Here is a 17,550-nt window from a genome sequence, read left to right as displayed (position 1 = left end):
TCCACCTCCACGTCGCCGAATTCCAGCTCCAGGCCGGCGGTGGCCCGCATCCGGGTGGTCAGCAGCAGGTCGGCGATCACCCGCTGCATGCGGTCGGCGTTGCGCCGGATGGCGTCGAGGAAGGAGGTCGACGTGCTGGCCGTCCTGGACGCCCCGCAGCTCGACGTCGAGACGGCGGCCGTGCTGGTGGAGTCGCTCGCCGACGGCACCCGCCTGGTGCTCAGCGGCGACCCGGCCGTGCTGTGGTCCGCCGGCCCGGGCCGCGTGTTCGCGGACGTGGTGGCGGCCCGCGCCTGCCCGGCGGTCGTCTCCCGCACGCCCGACGAGGGCCCGGTCGGCGAGCTGGTGTCGGGGATCGGCGTCGGCGAGCTGACGCAGCCGGCGGCCCCCGGCAAGGAGGTCGTGATCGTCCCGGTGCGGGATCCGGGCGAGGCCGTGCACCGGACGGTGCAGCTGGTCGCGGACTCCATCCCGCGGGCGATCGGCGTGCCCGCCGAGCAGACCCAGGTGATCACCCCGGGCCACGGCGGCCCCGCCGGCACCCGCGCGCTCAACGCGGCGCTGAAGGAGCGGCTGAACCCCGGCCCCGGCCGCTTCGGCGGCTTCGACCCGGGCGACCGCGTGGCGTACGTGCCGGCGCCGGGCCGCATGGTCCCCGGCACCGTGGCGGGCGCGGAGCCCGAGGGGCTCCGGCTGGACTGCGGCGGCTCCTCCGTCCTCGTCCCGCGGGAGCGCGTGGCCGAGGCGGTCCGCCACGGCTGGGCCGTCACCGCCCACCAGGCGGCCGGCATCCGCTGGCCGGCGGCCGTGGTCGTCCTGCCGGGCGACGCGGCCCGTACGCTCACGCGCTCGTGGGTCTACACGGCCTTCGGCCGGGCCGAGCGGCACCTTTCCGTCGTGCACGGCGTGGACCAGGCACTGCCCCGCGCCGTCGCGGAGGTCCCGGCGAAGGAGCGGACGACCCGGCTGCGGGCCCTGCTGCGGGCCCAGGCGCACCAGGCCGGGTGAGCAAGTCCGGGCCCGGGCGGGAGCCCGGGCCCGAGGCGGGTCAGCGGCCGGACGGCGAGGCCGGCGCGCCGCCGCTGCCTCTCTCCGGCGCGGCGTCCGCGTCGTCGTCGGCATCGACGTCCAGGACGTCGTCACCGTCGTCGACATCGTCACCGTCGTCGACGTCATCCGCGTCGTCATCGCCGTCGTCGTCCAGGTCCTGCTCCTCGTCGAAGACCGCGCTGACGTCGAAACGGCAGATCACCCGCTGCGGATCGGCCTGGTCGAAGGGGGCCGACAGCCACTCCCCCGGCTCGGCGGGGTCCTCCGCCGCGGTGACCCAGAGCGTGGAGTCGCCCTCCTCCAGGCCGAACTCCTTGTGCCGCGAAGCGATCTCGTCCGGCTCGTACTCACCGAAGATCACCCCGAGCGCGGCGTGCACGCTGCCACCCACGTTGCCCACGGCGGCGCCGGCCGTCCCGGGCGGCGTGTCGAGGTCGGGGTCGAGGTCGGCGACGCGCTGGGCCTGGGCGAGCAGCCGCTGCGGCTCCACCACGGCGTAGTCCCTGCGGATCAGGACGCTGAGCGCGCTCGGCTCCTCCGGCCCGGCATAGGCGGGCAGGGTGTCGTCGCCGGGGATCTCGAAGGGCGTGACCTCGTCATAGGTGTCGTAGAGCAGCTCGTCGTAGGCCTCGGCTGTCGCGGCCAGCTCGTTGAACGCGGCGTAGACGGCCGGGTCGTCCTCGCCCGACCGGCGTTCGACGGCGTCGAGGTGGCGGTCCAGAGCGGCTTTGACCGCCTCGGCGGCGGCGCGTACCTCGGCAGCGGATGGCTGCGCAGCATCAGACATAGTGCAGACGCTATCCGCACCGGGCCCGTTCCCGCACAATAGATGCGATGCCGGAATACGAATTCTGTGATGTGTATGTGCCGCGGGGGGTCTCCCGGGGTGCCGCCACACGCCTGCTGACCGATCACGCCGAGTACGGACACTGGGAGTTGGACCGCCTTCGCCTCTACCCCGACGGCAGTCGCAGAGTGCGGCTGCGCCGCAGGATCATCCGTCAGGTGCGCGCCACCTGGTGAGCGTGCGCACGGAGCGGGCCCCGCGTGGCGGGACCCGCTCCGTGTCGTCAGACGGTGCTGCGAGCGACCGGGTCAGTTCTGCCCGGCACGCGCGCGGCGGTAGATGACCGCGCCGCCGAGCAGCAGACCGGCGCTGGCGGCGCCGGCCATGCCCAGCTGACCCGCGCCGGTGTGCGCGAGCTCAACGGCCTTGGCGGCCGGAGAGGCCGCGACCTTGGCCGGGGCGGCCATCGGGGCGCCCTTGTGGGCGTCCTTCACCGCGGGGGCGGGGATGTGCGCGGCGGCCGTCTGCGCGGGCTTCTGCCCGGCAGGGGCGTGGTCGCCCGGCTTGTCCTGGCCCGGGGTGTGGCTGCCCGGCTCGTGGCCGGCCGGCTTGTCGTGGTCCTTGGCCGGCGGCTTGTGGTCGCAGTCGTGCCCGCCGGGGTGGCCCGGACGCGACGGCGGCTTGTGGGCCCCGTCGTGGTCGCCGGGCTTGTGCGGGGGCTTGTGACCGGGGTGGCCGGGCCACTCGTGCCCGCCCTCGCTCACGTTGGCGCACTCGTTGCCGGTGGTGTGGTTGCCCACGCCGACGACGTTGACGCTGTTGCCGCAGGCGTTGACCGGCACGTCGACCGGGACCTGGACGGTGTTGCCCGACGCCACGCCGGGCGAGTCGGTGGCGGCGCCGTGGGCGCTGGATCCACCGTGCCCGTGGTTGCCACCGCCGTGGCCCTGATCGCCGTGCCCGCCGCCCTGGTGACCGCCGCCGTTGAAGCAGTGGTTGCCCACCGCGGGGTTGAGCGCCCCGATCACGTTCACCGTGTTGCCGCAGGCGTTGACCGGCACGTGGACCGGGACCTGGACGGTGTTGCCGGACGCCACGCCGGGCGAGTTGACGGAGTGGCCCGAGGCGCCCGAGGACGCCTGGGCGTAGCTGCCGGTCACGGCCGCGAGCACGCCGCTCGCCGCCGCTGCGGTGATCAGGCCCTTCTTGGTGACCTGTCGCATTGAGTCCTGCCTCTCTGCTTGCGCTATACGGATATGCGCCAGCAATAGGGACAAAGTGCCCACTGCTCGCGCATCGAAAGCCCGGGCGGCTCCGGAGTGCGCGCATGTCACTCCGGAGCCGCCCATGTCAGCCCCTTACGGGTTGAGGCACGACGTCAGTCGTTGACGCAGGTGTTGCCGAACGTGGGGTTGAGCAGCCCGACCACGTCGATCGAGTTGCCGCAGACGTTGACCGGCACGTGGACCGGCACCTGGAGCACGTTGCCGGAGACCACGCCGGGCGAGTTGACGGCAGCCCCCTGGGCCTGTCCGTCCGCAGCGGCAAGGCCAGCACCCGCGAGCACGAGACCACCGGTAACGGCCGCGGAAGCGACGACCTTCTTGATCATGGATTCCTCCTTGTGGGCAATGCGGTCCCAGCCGCGGACCGCACACCTGTAACGACGAGGAGGTAATCGGGCTACGCAACCCTAGAATCATTCACTCGTTACGGTTAACTCGGCACAAACTTACGGAGTTTAGCCCCCGATTCAGCACTGATCGAGGAAGCGGTCGAGAACCCGTGCGCCGAACTTCAGGCCCTCCAGGGGCACTCGTTCGTCAACGCCGTGGAACATGCCCGCGAAGTCCAGCTCCGGCGGCAGCTGCAGCGGCGCGAAACCGAAGCACCGGATGCCCAGGTCGTCGAACGACTTCGCGTCCGTGCCGCCCGAGAGCATGTACGGGACGGCGCGCGCGATCGGGTCCTCCGCCTTCAGCGCCGACTGCATCGCGTCGACCAGCTTGCCGTCGAAGCTCGTCTCCAGCGCCTTGTCCGCGTGCACGTCCTCGCGCTTGACCCGCGGCCCGAGGATGCGGTCGAGGTCGGCGAGGAACTCCTCCTCGTACCCCGGCAGGAACCTTCCGTCCACGTGCGCCGTGGCCTGTCCCGGGATCACGTTGACCTTGTACCCGGCGCCGAGCATCGTCGGGGCCGCGGTGTTGCGCAGCGTGGTGCCGATCATCTTGGCGATGCCGCCGAGCTTGGCGAGCGTCGTCTCCATGTCCTCGGGGTCGAGCGGGGTGCCGAGCGCGTCGGAGAGCTCGTCGAGGAAGGACCGCACGGTCTTGGTCATCCGGACCGGGAACTCGTGCCGACCGAGCCGGCCGACCGCCTCGCACAGCTCGGTGATCGCGTTGTCCTTGTTCGTCATCGAACCGTGGCCCGCGGTGCCCTCGACCGTGAGCCGCATCCAGTGCATGCCCTTCTGGGCGGTCTCGATCAGATAGAGCCGCAGGTTCTCGTTGACCGTGAAGGAGAAGCCGCCGACCTCGCCGATCGCCTCCGTCACGCCCTCGAAGAGGCCGGGGTGCTTGTCGACCAGGTGGCGCGCACCGTAGACGCCGCCGGCCTCCTCGTCGGCGAGGAAGGCGAGCACCACGTCGCGCGGGGGCTTGCGGCCCGTGCGCATGCGGTCGCGGACGACCGCGAGGGTCATCGCGTCCATGTCCTTCATGTCCACGGCACCGCGGCCCCACAGGCACCCGTCCGCGATCTCGCCCGCGAAGGGGTGGTGGGTCCAGTCGGCGGCGTTGGCCGGCACGACGTCGGTGTGGCCGTGGATGAGCAGGGCGGGCCGGGAGGGGTCCTCGCCCTCGATCCGCGCCACGGTCGACGCGCGTCCCTTGTGGGACTCGAAGATCTGCGGTTCGAGCCCGACCTCGGCGAGCTTCTCCGCCACGTACTCGGCGGCGGCTCGCTCGCCGGGCCCGGAGTGGTCGCCGTAGTTGCTGGTGTCGATCCGGATCAGATCGCGGCAGAGGTCGACGACCTCGTCCTCGCCGCCCCTGCCGCCGCTGCCCGCCCCGGCCGGCTTCGACTCGCTCACGCTGCCTCCTCGTGGTTCGCTGCCGCGGCCCGCCCTGCTGGGGCGGTCCGCGGCGTGGGTCCTCGGCCATCCTCTCTCTCCGCCCGCCCCGGCCCAAGGCCGCAATGCGCCCGACATCCGCCGACATCCGCCCGTCACACTCCCCCGCACCGCCGCCACCGGGCAGGTGATCGAGCACCCCCGGATCTTTGGTATTGTTTTCCTCGTCGGAAGGGCCACGGCCCGGACGGCGAAACACCTGGTCCGGGTGGCGGAATGGCAGACGCGCTAGCTTGAGGTGCTAGTGCCCTTTATCGGGCGTGGGGGTTCAAGTCCCCCCTCGGACACCGGCGAGGAGCCCCAGCGATTGCTGGGGCTCCTTTCGTTTTCCCGCGCCCGGGTCGTTTTCCCACGGCCGTCTTCCCCCGCCCGACGGAGGCCGGGCCCGGGCGGCCCGTGCGTATCATCGGGCGGATGATCACGAACCAGTCCCGGCGCACGGCGCCGGCGGTCTCCTCCGCCCCCTGCCGGATCACCGTCTGCCGCGGCTGCTGCTGCGGGGACGCCCGGAAGGTGCCGGGGGTGGATCACGCGGGGCAGATCCCGCGGCTGCGGGCCGCGTTGGGCGGTGCCGCGCAGGTGCGGGCGTCCGAGTGCCTGGACGTGTGCGACCAGGCGAACGTGGTGGTCGTCCAGCCGTCGGCGGCGGGGCGGGCGGCCGGGGGCCGGCCCGTCTGGCTCGGGCTGGTCAACGACGACGACGTGCTCGCGGACATAGCCGCCTGGGTGCGGGCCGGCGGGCCCGGGCTGGCGGAGCCGCCGGGGGTGCTGGACCTGTACGCGTTCACGGTGTCGCGGCGGGTGGGGAAGGCCGTGGAGGGCTAGTGGCCGTGGAGGGCCGGCGCGCGGCCTTCCCCGCCGGGCCCGCTAGGCGCGCTCGGCCGCCGCGGCCGCCTTCTCCAGCTGGAACGCCTCGTTCCCCAGGCCGATGCTGCCGTGCACGCCGGGCCGCACGTACTTGAGGACGATGCCGTAGCCGATGCCGACGACGACGGCCGCGCCGATGGTGCCGGGCAGGATCCAGCGCAGGGGCGAGCCGGGGTCGGCGCCGAGGAGGACGTCGAAGTCCTTGACCGCGTACGCGGCGATCACGAGGAGGGCGGCGCCGGCGACGCCGGAGGCGACGAGGCGGGGCGCCTGGGCCCGCGCGGCACCGCGCCGCACGAAGAAGGCGATGACGGCGGCGGACGCGGCGGCCATCAGCATGATGACGCCGAGGGCGCCGACGTTGCCGCTCCAGGTGAACAGGCGCAGGACCGGCGCGGTGGGGTCGCCCTGCGGGCGGCCGTCGGTCAGCGCGAAGAGCAGCACCGCCAGCAGCGACACGCCGCTCTGCAGCAGGGACCCGTAGGCGGGGGCGCCGCTCGCCCGGGAGGTGCGGCCGACGGCGGCGGGCAGCAGGCCCTCGCGGCCCATGGCGAAGGCGTAGCGGGCGACGACGTTGTGGAAGCTGAGCATGGCGGCGAACATGCCGGTCACGTAGAAGACGTGCATGACGTCGGTGAAGGTGCCGCCGAGCCGGTCCTCGGTGAGGCCGAAGAGGAGGTTCGGGCCCTGTTCCTGGGCGAGGCCGACGATGTGCCCGGGCCCGGCGGCGACGCTGAGGGCCCACGAGCTGAGGGCGAAGAAGAGGGCGACGAAGCCGACGGCGAGGAAGGTGACGCGGGCGACGACGACGTTCGGGCGGCTGGTCTCCTCGGCGTAGACGGCGGCCTGCTCGAAGCCGACGAAGGCGGCGATGGTGAAGCAGAGGGCGGTGCCGAGCCCGCCGCCGCCGAGGGTGGCGGGATCGAAGGCGTGGAAGGAGACGCCCTCCGGGCCGGGGCTCGCGACGCCCGCGACGTCGAACGCGACGACCATCACGCACTCGATGAGCAGCAGCACGCCGAGGACCTTGGCGCTGAGGTCTATCTTCAGCCAGCCGAGGACGCCGACGACGAGGACGGCGGCCAGGGCGGGGACCCACCAGGCGACGCCGATGCCGAGGTGCTCGTGGAGCAGACCGGAGAGCTCGTAGCCGAAGATGCCGTAGATGCCGAACTGCATGGGGCTGTAGGCGACGAGGGCGACGACGGAGGCGGCCGCGCCGGCGGTGCCGCCGAGACCGCGGGCGATGTAGGCGTAGAAGGCGCCGGCGTTGTGGACGTGGCGGCTCATCTCGGCGTAGCCGAAGCTGAAGAGGGTCAGCACCACGCCGAGGATGACGAAGAGCAGGGGCTGCCCGACGATGGCCATCGTGCCGTACGTGGTGGGCATGACGCCGGCCGTCACCATGAGCGGCGCGCTGGCGGCGACCACGGACAGGAGCAGGCCGGCGAGCCCTATGCGGTCGGCGCGCAGGCGTCTCTCCTGGCCCTTGAACGTGCTGATCTCGCTCGTCGTGCCCGTCGTCATGGCGGGGTGGTCCTTCCCGTGGGGAGAGCGGGGACAGTGGTGCAGGGGTGGCGCGGCTGCCGGACGGGGTCAGGCGGAGCCGAGGGCGGCGCGGCGCGCGTCCTGGAACGCCCGGCCCGCGTCCCGGTCGGGGTAGGACCAGGGCGCGGGGGTGGCGTGCGGCCCTATGCGCGTGAGCAGGGCCGCCGCCTCGGCGAGCCGGCCTTCGTGGAGCTTGGCGTGGGCGAGGTAGTTCAGGTCGACCTTGCGGCGGGGGTGGGCGCCGCCGGCGGGCGCGCCGGTGTGCTCGTCGTTCTCGTCTATGTCCCATTCGAGCCACCAGTCGAAGGCGGCCTTCATCACCTGGCGGGCGCGGCGGCTGGTCCAGTGGCGGGAGAGCGCGGGGTCGCCGGGTTCGAGGCCGGCGCGGGCGAGGACGCGGTAGCGCTCGGCGTGGGCGACGACGGGCAGGACGGCCAAGGGCGAGTCCGCGGGCGCCTGTTCGGCGGCCCAGGAGGCGAAGTCGTAGACCTCGTGCAGGGGGTCGTCGCGGTCGCCCTCCTGGTGCTCGGCGAGGCAGGCGGCCATGAGGTGGTGGGCGTGGTGGTGGTCCCGGTGCCGGGCGCGGACCTGGTCGAAGGCGCGCACGCGCTCGTCGTCGGTGCCGGTGCGGCGGGCGAGGATGAGGACGGCGAGCCAGGGGGACGGGTCCGTGGGGGCCATCCTGGCCGCCACCAGGCAGGCGGCGCGGGCCGTCTCGGGGCTGTCCTTGCCGTCGACGGCGCGGAAGACGGTGGCGCAGGCGAGGAGGGCCGCGGCGTCCGGGCTGTCGGGCTCGGCGAGCTGCCACTCGCGGGCCCAGGCGAGGCTGGAGGGGCCCTCGGCGAGGACGACGAGGCGGTGGCCGCGGCGGTCCCAGTCGTCGCCGGTCTCGGCGAGCAGCCGGCGGGCCTCGGTCCAGCGGCCCCGGGCGAGGGCGTCACGGACGGTGGCGAGCGCGCCGTCGTCGAGGGCGGCGTCGAAGGCCACCCCGTCCTTGTTCCGGGAGCGGGCAGCCCGGGCCGCTTTCCCTAGGGGGCGCGGGGGCGTCATCTGCGGGCTTCCTCCACGGCGTACGTCCCCTCCGGCCGCCTGGTCGGGGCGTCCGCATGCATCCACGTCAGTCACGCACAGCAAAGCGGTAGTCACTACTCCGAGTCAAGACCCGATCTTGGGGCTGACAGTTCATCAACTCACAAGAGGTCAGTTCCGGTTACCGCGGTTCACTCCCCCGCGCCCCGCACTGCCGTACGCGACTCGCACACCCACCCTACGGACAGCAGTTCGACGAACGGCGGGGCACTCCCGGGAGGTGTCGACCGTTGGAGGGGATGGCCGCACGAAAGAGGGGTACTCGGCCGTCACACCGCCCACAAGGCGGCTATCGTTTTTCTGTCAAGTCCCCGACGACCGAATGGTCTTGAGGTGCGCGACGTGATGGTCTTCGCCTTCGCCGTGAGCGCGGCCTGCTGCCTGGGCATCGGCTTCGTCCTCCAGCAGAACGCCGCGCAGCGGGCCCCGATGAGCGACTTCCTCTCCCTCCGGCTGCTGCTCGACCTCGTCCGGATGCCGCGCTGGCTGGCCGGCATCGGGATGATGGTGTGCGGGATGGTCCTCGGCGCGATCGCGCTGGGGCAGGGCGAGGTGTCGCTGGTCGAGCCCCTCCTCGCGACGAACCTGCTGTTCGCGATGGCCCTCTCCCGCTGGCAGACCCGCCAGCCGCTGGGCCGGTCGGGGTGGGGCGGGCTGTGGCTGCTGGCCGGCGGCGTCGCGGCCTTCATCGTCGCGGGTCAGCCGCACGGCGGAGCCACCGTCACCGATCCTCTGCGGCACTGGCTCATCATCGGCATCGTGGTGGGCGGCGCGCTCGCGCTCGCCGCGGCCTCCAAACGGGCCCGGATGAGCGTCGAAGCGCCGATGCTGGCGATCGCCGCCGGGCTGCTCTACGGGCTGCAGGACGCCCTCACGCGCGTCAGTGGCAAACGGCTGTCCGAGGACGGCCTGACGGCGTTCTTCCTGACCTGGCAGCCGTACGGGGTGCTCGTGCTCGGCCTCACGGCTCTGCTCTTCGTCCAGAGCGCCTTCGAGACGGCCCCGCTGCGGATGTCCCTGCCCGCCCTGACCGCGGCGCAGCCGCTCGCCGGGATCGCCTGCGGAGTGGGGTTCCTCGGCGACCGGCTGGACACCTCGCCCGGGGCGCTCGCCTGGGAGGCGGCCGGGCTGGTGGCCATCGTGATCGGCATCGTGCTGATCGGGCGGCATCCGGCGATGCCGTCGGGGACGGCGGAAGTGGACCGGGTGCGCGATCTCCAGCCGCACTGAGCGGCGGGGCGGGGCGCGCTGCTTTCATGGGCGCATGAGCGATCTGACACCGCAGCCGGCGGACGAAGTGCTGGACATCGTCGACGAGCAGGACCGGGTGGTCGGGCAGGCCCCGCGCGGGGAGGCATACGCGCGCGGCCTGCGCCACCGCTGCGTGTTCGTCCTCGCCCGGGACGCCGACGGGCGGATCTTCGTCCACCGGCGCACCCCGGGGAAGCTGGTCTTCCCCTCGCGCCACGACATGTTCGTGGGCGGGGTCGTGGGGGCGGGCGAGTCGTACGACGAGGCGGCGCTGCGGGAGGCCGAGGAGGAACTCGGCGTCTCCGGGCTGCCGGCGCCGACGCCGCTGTTCCGGTTCCTCTACGAGGGGCCGGGGGGATCGTGGTGGTCGGCGGTCTACGAGGTGCGGTGCGACCTGGCGGTCAGCCCGCAGGTGTCGGAGGTCGCCTGGCACGGGTTCCTCTCCGAGGAGGAGCTCCACGCCCGGCTCGGCGAGTGGGACTGGGTCCCGGACGGCTTCGAGGCGTACCGCCGACTCCGGGGGCGGTGAGCCCTGCCGAGCGGTGAGCCCTGCCGGGCGGGGTTGCCGGTGGAACGGCGCGCCGGGGGCGCAGGCGGCGGGCGCGGCCGCGGTCGGCACGGCACCGCCGGAACCCGCCGTAGGGGTTGATCGCCGTCGCGGCGGAAGAAAAGTGCGGAGCCGGCACCGGCACCGGGCCGCGCGCGTCCCCTCCGCCGCCACGGCGAGCAACCACCACGCGCCCCTACCGGCGGTCCCGAAACCAGGCGCACCCGGCACGGCACCGCCGGAACCCGCCACCGGGGCTGATCACCATCGCGGCGGAAAAAGGTGCGAAGCCGGCACCAGCCCCCGGGCCGCGCCCCGCGCACCCCCTCCGCCGCCACGGCGAGCAACCACCACGCGCCCCTACCGGCGGTGCCGAAACCAGGCGCGCCCGGAACGGCACCGCCGGAACCCGCCGCCGGGGCTGATCACCATCGCGGCGGAAGAAAGGTGCGAAGCCTGCACCAGCCCCCGGGCCGCGCCCCGCACACCCCCTCCGCCGCCACGGCGAGCAACCACCACACGCCTGACCGGCGGTGCCGAAACCAGGCGCGCCCGGAACGGCACCGCCGGAACCCGCCACCGGGGCTGATCACCGCCGCGGCGGAGGAAAGTGGGCGCGGCCGAGCCACCGGGCTCCGCGCGTGGCGGCTAGTCGACCGTTACTACGATCTTGCCGCGGGTGTGACCCTGCTCGCTGAGGCGGTGGGCTTCCGCAGTGCGTTCCAGGGGGAAGACCTTCGCCACCTCCACCGTGAGCTTGCCGTTCTCCGCCAGATCGGTGAGGGCCGTGAGGTCGGACCGGTCCGGGCGGACGAAGACATAGCGGCCGCCGTGGCCGAGGACGGCCGGGTCGGCGACGGAGGCGAGCCGGCCGCCGTGGGCGAGGAGCCCGGGCGAGACCGCGAGCGCGTCGCCGCCGGCGAGGTCGAGCACGGAGTCGACGCCCTCCGGGGCGAGCGCCCGCACCCGCTCGGCGAGCCCGTCCCCGTACAGGACGGGCTCCGCGCCGAGGGAGCGCAGGTAGTCGTGGTTGCGCTCGCTCGCCGTGCCGATGACGCGCGCGCCGAAGTGCCGGGCGATCTGGACGGCCATGGTGCCGACGCCGCCGGACGCGGCGTGGATCAGCACGGTCTCGCCCTCCCACAGCCGGAGCGCCTTGACCAGGGCCTGGTAGGCGGTGAGCCCGGCCAGCGGCAGGCCAGCGGCCTCCTCGAAGGTGAGGTTCTTCGGCTTGCGCGCGAGGGTCCGTACGGGCGCGGCGACGTATTCGGCGAAGGTGCCGCGGGAGAGGAAGTCCTCGCGGACGTAGCCGATGACCTCGTCGCCCTCGGCGAACTCGGTGACGTCGGCGCCGGGCCGGACCACGACGCCCGCGACGTCCCAGCCGGGGATGACGGGGAAGACCGCGTCGAGGGCGGGGTCGAGGTAGCCGGAGCGGGCCTTCCAGTCGACGGGGTTGACCGCGGCGGCCTTGACCTTGACCAGGACGGAGTCGGGGCCGACCTTGGGGTTCGGCCGCTCGCCGAATTCGAGGACCTCGGGTCCTCCGTAGGTCCGGTAGCTGATGGCCTTCATGGGTGGTGCTCCTCGCGGGGTACGGGGCGCGCGTCAGGCGCCGGCGGGTGCGGTCTCAGCGTCCGCCGCGGCGGCGGGCTCCGCCACTTCGGCGCGCCGGGCGTGGATCTTCCGCAGGCCGAGCCCGGCGACGAGGGCGACGAGCAGGAACGCCGTGCCGGCGATGACGAAGGTGAGCGTGAACTGGCTCTCGGCGGGCAGCTTGGGCGCGCCCGGCGGCAGGTGTTCAAGGCTCTTGGAGGCCAGCACCGTGGTGATCATGGCGCTGCCGATGGCGCTGCCCGTGGAGCGGGAGATGGAGTTGATGCCGTTGGCGATGCCGGTCTGCCGGGGCGGGACGCTGGCGACGATCACGGCGGGCATGGCGGCGTAGCCGAAGCTGATGGCGGCGCCGACGAACATGCCGGCGGCGATCACGGAGACCGTGTGCTCGTGGTCGAGCGCGATCCACACGAAGCCGGCGGTGCCGATGAGGGAGGCGAGCAGCAGGACCAGGCGGGGGCCCTTGTGGCGGACGAGCTGGCCGCCGACCGGGGCGGCGAGCAGCGACACGATGGTGCTGGGCAGCAGGTACTCGACGGAGGCGCGCAGCACGCTGGCGGAGAACCCGTAGCCGGCGATCTTGTCGGGCATCTGGACGAGGTAGGACACGCCGATGAAGAGGGCGAAGGAGCCGAAGCCGACGAGGAGGCCGGCGATGTTGGCGAAGAGGACCGGGCGGTGGGCGAACATCTTCATGTCGACCAGCGGCTCGCGCACCTTGCGCTCGACCAGCGTCCAGAGCGCGGCCATGACGACGGCGCCGGCGAAGCAGCCGAGGGTGCGGCCGGAGGACCAGCCCCACTCGTGGCCCTGGGTGATGGGCAGCAGGAGCAGGACGAGGGTGGCGGCCAGGGTGAGCGCGCCGAGGACGTCGGTGCGGCCGCCGGTGGTCTCGCGGGTGGCGGGGACGAGGAGGGCGACGGCGAGGAGCGCGAGCGCGGCGAGGCCGGTGGCCAGCCAGAACGCGCTGCGGTAGTCGGGGTCGTCGCCGGAGGTGAGCAGGCCGGTGGCGACGAGGGCGAGGCCGCTGCCGAAGGCGAGGGTGCCGCTGACCATGGCCATGGCGCCGGGCAGCTTCGCGGGGCGGACCTCTTCGCGCAGCACGGAGAGCGCGAGCGGGAAGATCGCGGTGGCGGCGCCCTGGAGCACGCGGCCGACGATCAGCCACAGCAGGGAGTGGGTGACGGCGGCGAGGACGGAGCCGGCGACCATGACGACCAGCACGCCGACCAGGGTCTTCTTCTTGCCGTGCTGGTCGCCGAAGCGGCCGAGGAGCGGGGTGAAGACGGCGGCGGAGAGCAGGGTCGCGGTGGTGACCCAGCTGACGTTGGCGGAGCTGGTCTCCAGGTCGCTCTGGATGAGGCCGAGGATCGGGACGACCAGGGTCTGCATCATCGACACGACCATGGCGGCGAGGCTCAGGGCGAAGACGATGACCGTCTCGTTGCGTGGGGAGGCCGGTGCGGGAGCCGGTGAGGAGGTCAAGGGGAAATCCTTCTGTTACTTCACGACATTGATGCTTGAGATCGTCAAGCAACCCGGACCACGGTAGGCCGCAATACTTCAGGTAGTCAAGTTAATGTTTTATTACCTCAACCTCTTGAGTACACTCGAACCATGACCGCCACCGCACCCCGGACCCCGACCAAGGCCCAGCTCCTGGAGCTCGTGGCGGCGCTCGGCACCGCCCAGTGGCAGGACTTCGCCGCCGCCGCTGCCCGGCACGGCCTCACGTCCGTCCAGGCCAAGCTCCTCTCCCAGCTCAAGGGCCCCGTCCCCATGCGCGGGCTCGCCACGCTGCTGGTGTGCGACGCCTCCAACGTCACGGGCATCGTGGACCGCCTGGAGGCCCGCGGCCTGGTGCGCCGCGAGCCCGACCCCGCCGACCGCCGCGTGAAGAACGTGGTCGCCACCGACGAGGGCCACGAGACCATCCGCCGCGTCCGCGCCGAGATGCAGGCCACCCACAGCGCGCTCGACACCCTCGACGAGGAGGAGCGCACCACGCTGTACGGGCTCCTGGAGCGGCTGCGCCCCGGCCTGGAGCACCGCGGCTGACATCCTCCGCGCCGCCTTCCCGGCGCCCGTATTCTGACGGGCAGTCCGTTCCGCGCACCCCGCGCGGAGGCAAGGGGAGGTCTTCCATGTGCAGCACGAGCCCGGTCGCGTCCGTCGGAGCGGAGCCGGCCGAGCCCTACACCGTCCGCCTCGCCCCGGGGGTCACGGCCTTCGTCCAGCCCGACGGCGGCTGGTGCCTGAACAACGCGGGGATCGTGACCGGCGGCGGCCGGACGGCGCTGATCGACACCACGGCCACCGTCCGCCGGGCGCGGCTGCTGCGCGACGCCGTCGCGGACGCGGGCGCGCCCCTGCCGACCACGATCGTCAACACGCACCACCACGGCGACCACACCTACGGCAACTGCGTCTTCCCCGAGGCGACCGTCGTCGGTCACGAGGAGTGCCGCCGCCAGACCGTCGACTCGGGCCTGCAGTTGCACGGCATCTGGCCCGAGGTCGAGTACGGTGACGTCCGCATCACACCCGCCGAGGTCACCTACACCGACACCCTCGCCCTGCACGTGGGCGACACCGAGATCCGGCTGATCCACCCGGGCCCGGCGCACACCGTGGGCGACACCATCGCCTGGCTGCCGGAGCAGCGCGTCGTCTTCACCGGCGACCTGGTCTTCAACGGCGGTACCCCCTTCCTCCTGATGGGCTCCCTCGCGGGCTCGCTCCACTCCCTGAAGGTCCTGCGCGAGCTGGACGCCGAGACGGTCGTGCCCGGTCACGGCCCGGTCACCGACCCCGGCGTCTACGACGTCCTCGAACGCTACTTCCGCTGGATCCAGGACCTGGCCCGCACCGAGCACGCCGCCGGCCGCACTCCCCTGGAGGCCGCCCGCGCCGCCGACCTCGGCGAGTTCGCGGCCCTGCACGAGAGCGAGCGCCTGGTCGCCAACCTGCACCGCGCCTACGCCGAACTGGAGGGCCGGCCCCTGGGGGAGCCGCTCGACCTGCCGACCGTCCTCGGCGACATGATGACGATGAACGGCGGCCGGCCGATGGTCTGCCACGCGTAGACAGGCATAGACAGGCATAGGCGGGAGGCATAGGCAGGCATAGGCACGCACGCGCGGGCACGTGCGGGACCACACGCACCCTGGACGGCATACCGACCGGTCGGCATGATGGCCCGCGGACGTACCGGCCAACTCCCCTGACGAGGAGCGTGCGATGAGCAAGGGCAATCCCCCCGGACTCGATCCGGAACGGCTGCGGGCCCATCTGGAGCAGGAGCTTCCGGGGCTCGTGCGGGGGCCGCTGACGGCCCGGCTGATCGAGGGGGGACGGTCCAACCTCACGTACGCCGTCAGCGACGGCACGGGCCGGTGGGTGGTGCGCCGGCCGCCGCTCGGGCACGTGCTGGCCACCGCCCACGACATGCGGCGCGAGCACCGGGTGATCAGCGCGCTGCACGGCACGGCGGTGCCGGTGCCCGGGGCGCTGTTGCTGTGCGAGGACGACAGCGTGCTCGGGGCGCCGTTCTACGTGATGGAGTTCGTGGACGGGACGCCGTACCGGACGGCCGGGCAGCTCGCCGCGATCGGGCCGGACCGCACCCGGCGGGTCGTGCTGGGGCTCGCCGACACGCTCGTCCAGCTGCACGCCGTCGACCCGGAGGCGGCCGGTCTCGCGGACTTCGGGCGCCCGGAAGGCTTCCTGGAGCGGCAGTTGCGGCGCTGGGGCAAGCAGCTGGAGGCGTCCCGCAACCGGGAGCTGCCGGGCATCGACGCGCTGCGCTCCGCTCTCGCCGCCGCGCTGCCCGCCTCCCCCGCCGCCGCGGTCGTGCACGGCGACTACCGGCTCGACAACGTCCTGATCGGCGCGGACGACAGCGTCGCCGCCGTCCTGGACTGGGAGATGTCCACGCTCGGCGACCCGCTCACCGACCTCGGCCTGCTGGTGATGTACAGCGAGCAGGAGCCCGTCCCGGGCTCGCCCATCAGCACGACGCGCGACGCCCCCGGCCACCCCGAGCCCGCCGAGATCGTGGAGCGCTACGCCGCCGCGTCCGGCCGCGACGTCTCCGCGCTCCCCTGGTACACGGCCTTCGCCTACTTCAAGCTCGCCGTGATCCTGGAGGGCATCCACTACCGCTACACCCTCGGGCAGACCGTCGGCGCGGGCTTCGACCGCATCGGGCAGCTCGTCCCGCGCTTCATCGACAACGGACTCACCACCCTCCGGAAGGGCTGACCGGCCATGGACTTCGCATTCGACGCCCGCACCGAGGAACTGCGCAGGCGGCTGCTCGCGTTCATGGACGAGCACGTGTACCCGGCGGAGGACGTCGCCGAGGAGCAGCGGGCCGGCCTGGACGACCCGTGGACGGCTCCGCCCGTCGTCGCCGAGCTCCAGGCGGAGGCCCGGCGGCGGGGGTTGTGGAACCTCTTTTTCACCAACGAGCACGGCCTCCCGGACGCGGCGTACGGGGGCGGGCTGACCAACCTCCAGTACGCCCCGCTCGCCGAGATCACCGGCCGCAGCCCGCAACTGGCCCCCACCGCCCTCAACTGCGCCGCCCCCGACACCGGGAACATGGAGCTGCTCGCCCAGTTCGGCAGCGAGGAGCAGCGCAAGCGCTGGCTGGAGCCGCTGCTCGACGGCCGGATCCGGTCGGCGTTCGCGATGACCGAGCCCGACGTCGCCTCCTCCGACGCGACGAACATCGGGACCCGCATCGAGCGCGACGGCGACGCGTACGTCATCACCGGCCGCAAGTGGTACATCTCCGGTGCCATGAACCCCGCCTGCGAGATCTTCGTGGTGATGGGGAAGACCGATCCGGACGGGGCCGACCCGCGGCGCCAGCAGTCGATGGTCCTGGTCCCGCGGGACGCGCCCGGCCTGCGGGTGCGGCGCGCCATGCGGGTCTACGGCTACGAGGACCACTACCACGGCGGCCACGCCGAGATCGTCTTCGACCGCGTACGGGTACCGGTGGCCAACCTCGTGGGCGAGGAGGGCGGCGGCTTCGCGATCGCGCAGGCGCGCCTCGGCCCCGGCCGCATCCACCACTGCATGCGGCTGATCGGCATGGCCGAGCGGGCGATCGAGCTCATGTGCCGGCGCGCCCTGGACCGCACGGCCTTCGGCAAGCCGCTGGCCGGGCAGGGCGTCGTGCAGCAGTGGATCGCCGACTCGCGGGTGGCGGTGGAGCAGTTGAGGCTGCTGGTGCTCAAGACGGCGTGGCTGATGGACACCGTGGGCAACCGCGGCGCGCACACCGAGATCCAGGCCATCAAGATCGCCACTCCGCGGACGGTCGTGGACATCCTCGACAAGGCCGTACAGCTGCACGGGGCGGGCGGCGTGAGCCAGGACTTCCCGCTGGCGGAGCTGTGGGCCGCGGCGCGGACGCTGCGCCTGGCCGACGGGCCGGACGAGGTGCACCAGCGGTCGCTGGCGCGGCGGGAGTTGCGGCAGTACCGGTGACCAGGCACACCAGTGACCAGGCTGGCACACCGGTGACCAGGCACACCAGTGACAGGCACACCGGTGACTACGCAGACCGCGACTACGCAGACCGGTAGCCGCGCGGGCCGCTCCGCCGCGTAGCGGCCTCGCCCGGCGGGCAGGAATATCTGTACGGGCGAG

General features: G+C 73.1%; 17 protein-coding genes and 1 tRNA gene. 10 read left to right on the top strand and 8 right to left on the bottom strand.

Features of this window, described 5'->3' with window-relative positions; genetic code table 11:
• Window positions 1–1,008 (top strand): ATP-dependent DNA helicase (locus B7P34_RS21230; protein WP_223268071.1); only part of this gene is annotated, 1,008 nt, incomplete at its 5' end.
• Window positions 1,009–1,048: 40 nt separating this feature from the next.
• Here B7P34_RS21230 and B7P34_RS21225 read toward each other — a convergent pair.
• Window positions 1,049–1,837: a hypothetical protein gene (locus B7P34_RS21225; RefSeq protein WP_106678741.1), complete on the bottom strand. Its 789-nt coding sequence runs from the start codon at window positions 1,835–1,837 to the stop codon at window positions 1,049–1,051.
• Window positions 1,838–1,884: 47 nt separating this feature from the next.
• On the opposite strand from B7P34_RS21225, the gene B7P34_RS21220 reads away from it, so the two are divergent.
• Entirely contained in the window at window positions 1,885–2,073 is a 189-nt protein-coding gene (locus B7P34_RS21220; RefSeq protein WP_106678739.1) for a DUF5703 family protein, read from the top strand.
• A gap of 72 nt (window positions 2,074–2,145) precedes the next feature.
• Here B7P34_RS21220 and B7P34_RS21215 read toward each other — a convergent pair whose 3' ends face one another.
• The 3 genes from B7P34_RS21215 to B7P34_RS21205 all read right to left on the bottom strand — a co-directional run bounded on the left by B7P34_RS21215 (window position 2,146) and on the right by B7P34_RS21205 (window position 4,928).
• Complete coding sequence (locus tag B7P34_RS21215; protein WP_106678737.1) at window positions 2,146–3,060, bottom strand: chaplin family protein; 915 nt, start codon at window positions 3,058–3,060, stop codon at window positions 2,146–2,148.
• Window positions 3,061–3,215: 155 nt separating this feature from the next.
• A complete protein-coding gene (locus B7P34_RS21210) occupies window positions 3,216–3,449 on the bottom strand; it encodes a chaplin (RefSeq protein ID WP_106678735.1) in 234 nt (77 codons plus the stop codon).
• A 141-nt stretch (window positions 3,450–3,590) separates the two neighbouring features.
• Window positions 3,591–4,928, bottom strand: coding sequence for a M20/M25/M40 family metallo-hydrolase (locus tag B7P34_RS21205; RefSeq protein WP_106678733.1), 1,338 nt, complete (start codon window positions 4,926–4,928; stop codon window positions 3,591–3,593).
• A gap of 241 nt (window positions 4,929–5,169) precedes the next feature.
• Between B7P34_RS21205 and B7P34_RS21200 the strand changes: the two genes are divergently transcribed.
• Window positions 5,170–5,254 (top strand) — tRNA-Leu (locus B7P34_RS21200).
• Window positions 5,255–5,381: 127 nt separating this feature from the next.
• A complete protein-coding gene (locus B7P34_RS21195; RefSeq protein WP_106678750.1) occupies window positions 5,382–5,792 on the top strand; it encodes a hypothetical protein in 411 nt (136 codons plus the stop codon).
• A 42-nt stretch (window positions 5,793–5,834) separates the two neighbouring features.
• Here B7P34_RS21195 and B7P34_RS21190 read toward each other — a convergent pair whose 3' ends face one another.
• Complete coding sequence (locus B7P34_RS21190; protein ID WP_106678731.1) at window positions 5,835–7,361, bottom strand: APC family permease; 1,527 nt, start codon at window positions 7,359–7,361, stop codon at window positions 5,835–5,837.
• 69 nt (window positions 7,362–7,430) lie between these two features.
• A complete protein-coding gene (locus B7P34_RS21185; protein ID WP_106678729.1) occupies window positions 7,431–8,432 on the bottom strand; it encodes a hypothetical protein in 1,002 nt (333 codons plus the stop codon).
• A gap of 372 nt (window positions 8,433–8,804) precedes the next feature.
• On the opposite strand from B7P34_RS21185, the gene B7P34_RS21180 reads away from it, so the two are divergent.
• Both B7P34_RS21180 and B7P34_RS21175 read left to right on the top strand, forming a co-directional pair.
• Window positions 8,805–9,701, top strand: coding sequence for a DMT family transporter (locus tag B7P34_RS21180; RefSeq protein ID WP_223268070.1), 897 nt, complete (start codon window positions 8,805–8,807; stop codon window positions 9,699–9,701).
• Window positions 9,702–9,735: 34 nt separating this feature from the next.
• Complete coding sequence (locus B7P34_RS21175; protein ID WP_106678727.1) at window positions 9,736–10,251, top strand: NUDIX hydrolase; 516 nt, start codon at window positions 9,736–9,738, stop codon at window positions 10,249–10,251.
• A gap of 666 nt (window positions 10,252–10,917) precedes the next feature.
• Here the strand turns inward: B7P34_RS21175 and B7P34_RS21170 are convergent.
• Both B7P34_RS21170 and B7P34_RS21165 read right to left on the bottom strand, forming a co-directional pair.
• A complete protein-coding gene (locus B7P34_RS21170; protein ID WP_106678725.1) occupies window positions 10,918–11,844 on the bottom strand; it encodes an NADP-dependent oxidoreductase in 927 nt (308 codons plus the stop codon).
• A 33-nt stretch (window positions 11,845–11,877) separates the two neighbouring features.
• Window positions 11,878–13,371, bottom strand: coding sequence for an MFS transporter (locus B7P34_RS21165; RefSeq protein ID WP_106678723.1), 1,494 nt, complete (start codon window positions 13,369–13,371; stop codon window positions 11,878–11,880).
• Between the two features lie 132 nt (window positions 13,372–13,503).
• Here B7P34_RS21165 and B7P34_RS21160 point away from each other — a divergent pair, with 132 nt between their 5' ends.
• The 4 genes from B7P34_RS21160 (at window position 13,504) to B7P34_RS21145 (ending at window position 17,388) form a co-directional block, all read left to right on the top strand.
• The gene (locus B7P34_RS21160) at window positions 13,504–13,944 is read left to right on the top strand and encodes a MarR family winged helix-turn-helix transcriptional regulator (RefSeq protein ID WP_030367596.1); all 441 of its coding nucleotides are present in this window, start codon (window positions 13,504–13,506) and stop codon (window positions 13,942–13,944) included.
• Between the two features lie 86 nt (window positions 13,945–14,030).
• On the top strand, window positions 14,031–14,972 hold the full coding sequence (locus tag B7P34_RS21155) for an MBL fold metallo-hydrolase (RefSeq protein WP_106678721.1): 942 nt from the start codon (window positions 14,031–14,033) through the stop codon (window positions 14,970–14,972).
• Window positions 14,973–15,126: 154 nt separating this feature from the next.
• On the top strand, window positions 15,127–16,149 hold the full coding sequence (locus B7P34_RS21150; RefSeq protein ID WP_106678719.1) for a phosphotransferase family protein: 1,023 nt from the start codon (window positions 15,127–15,129) through the stop codon (window positions 16,147–16,149).
• Between the two features lie 6 nt (window positions 16,150–16,155).
• A complete protein-coding gene (locus tag B7P34_RS21145) occupies window positions 16,156–17,388 on the top strand; it encodes an acyl-CoA dehydrogenase family protein (protein ID WP_106678717.1) in 1,233 nt (410 codons plus the stop codon).
• The last annotated feature ends 162 nt before the right edge of the window (window positions 17,389–17,550 follow it).

This window comes from Streptosporangium nondiastaticum (assembly GCF_003011965.1).
Classification (GTDB): domain Bacteria; phylum Actinomycetota; class Actinomycetes; order Streptomycetales; family Streptomycetaceae; genus Streptomyces; species Streptomyces nondiastaticus.
Note: the sequence above shows the minus strand (reverse complement) of the source record. Positions and strands in the feature narration are given on the sequence as shown.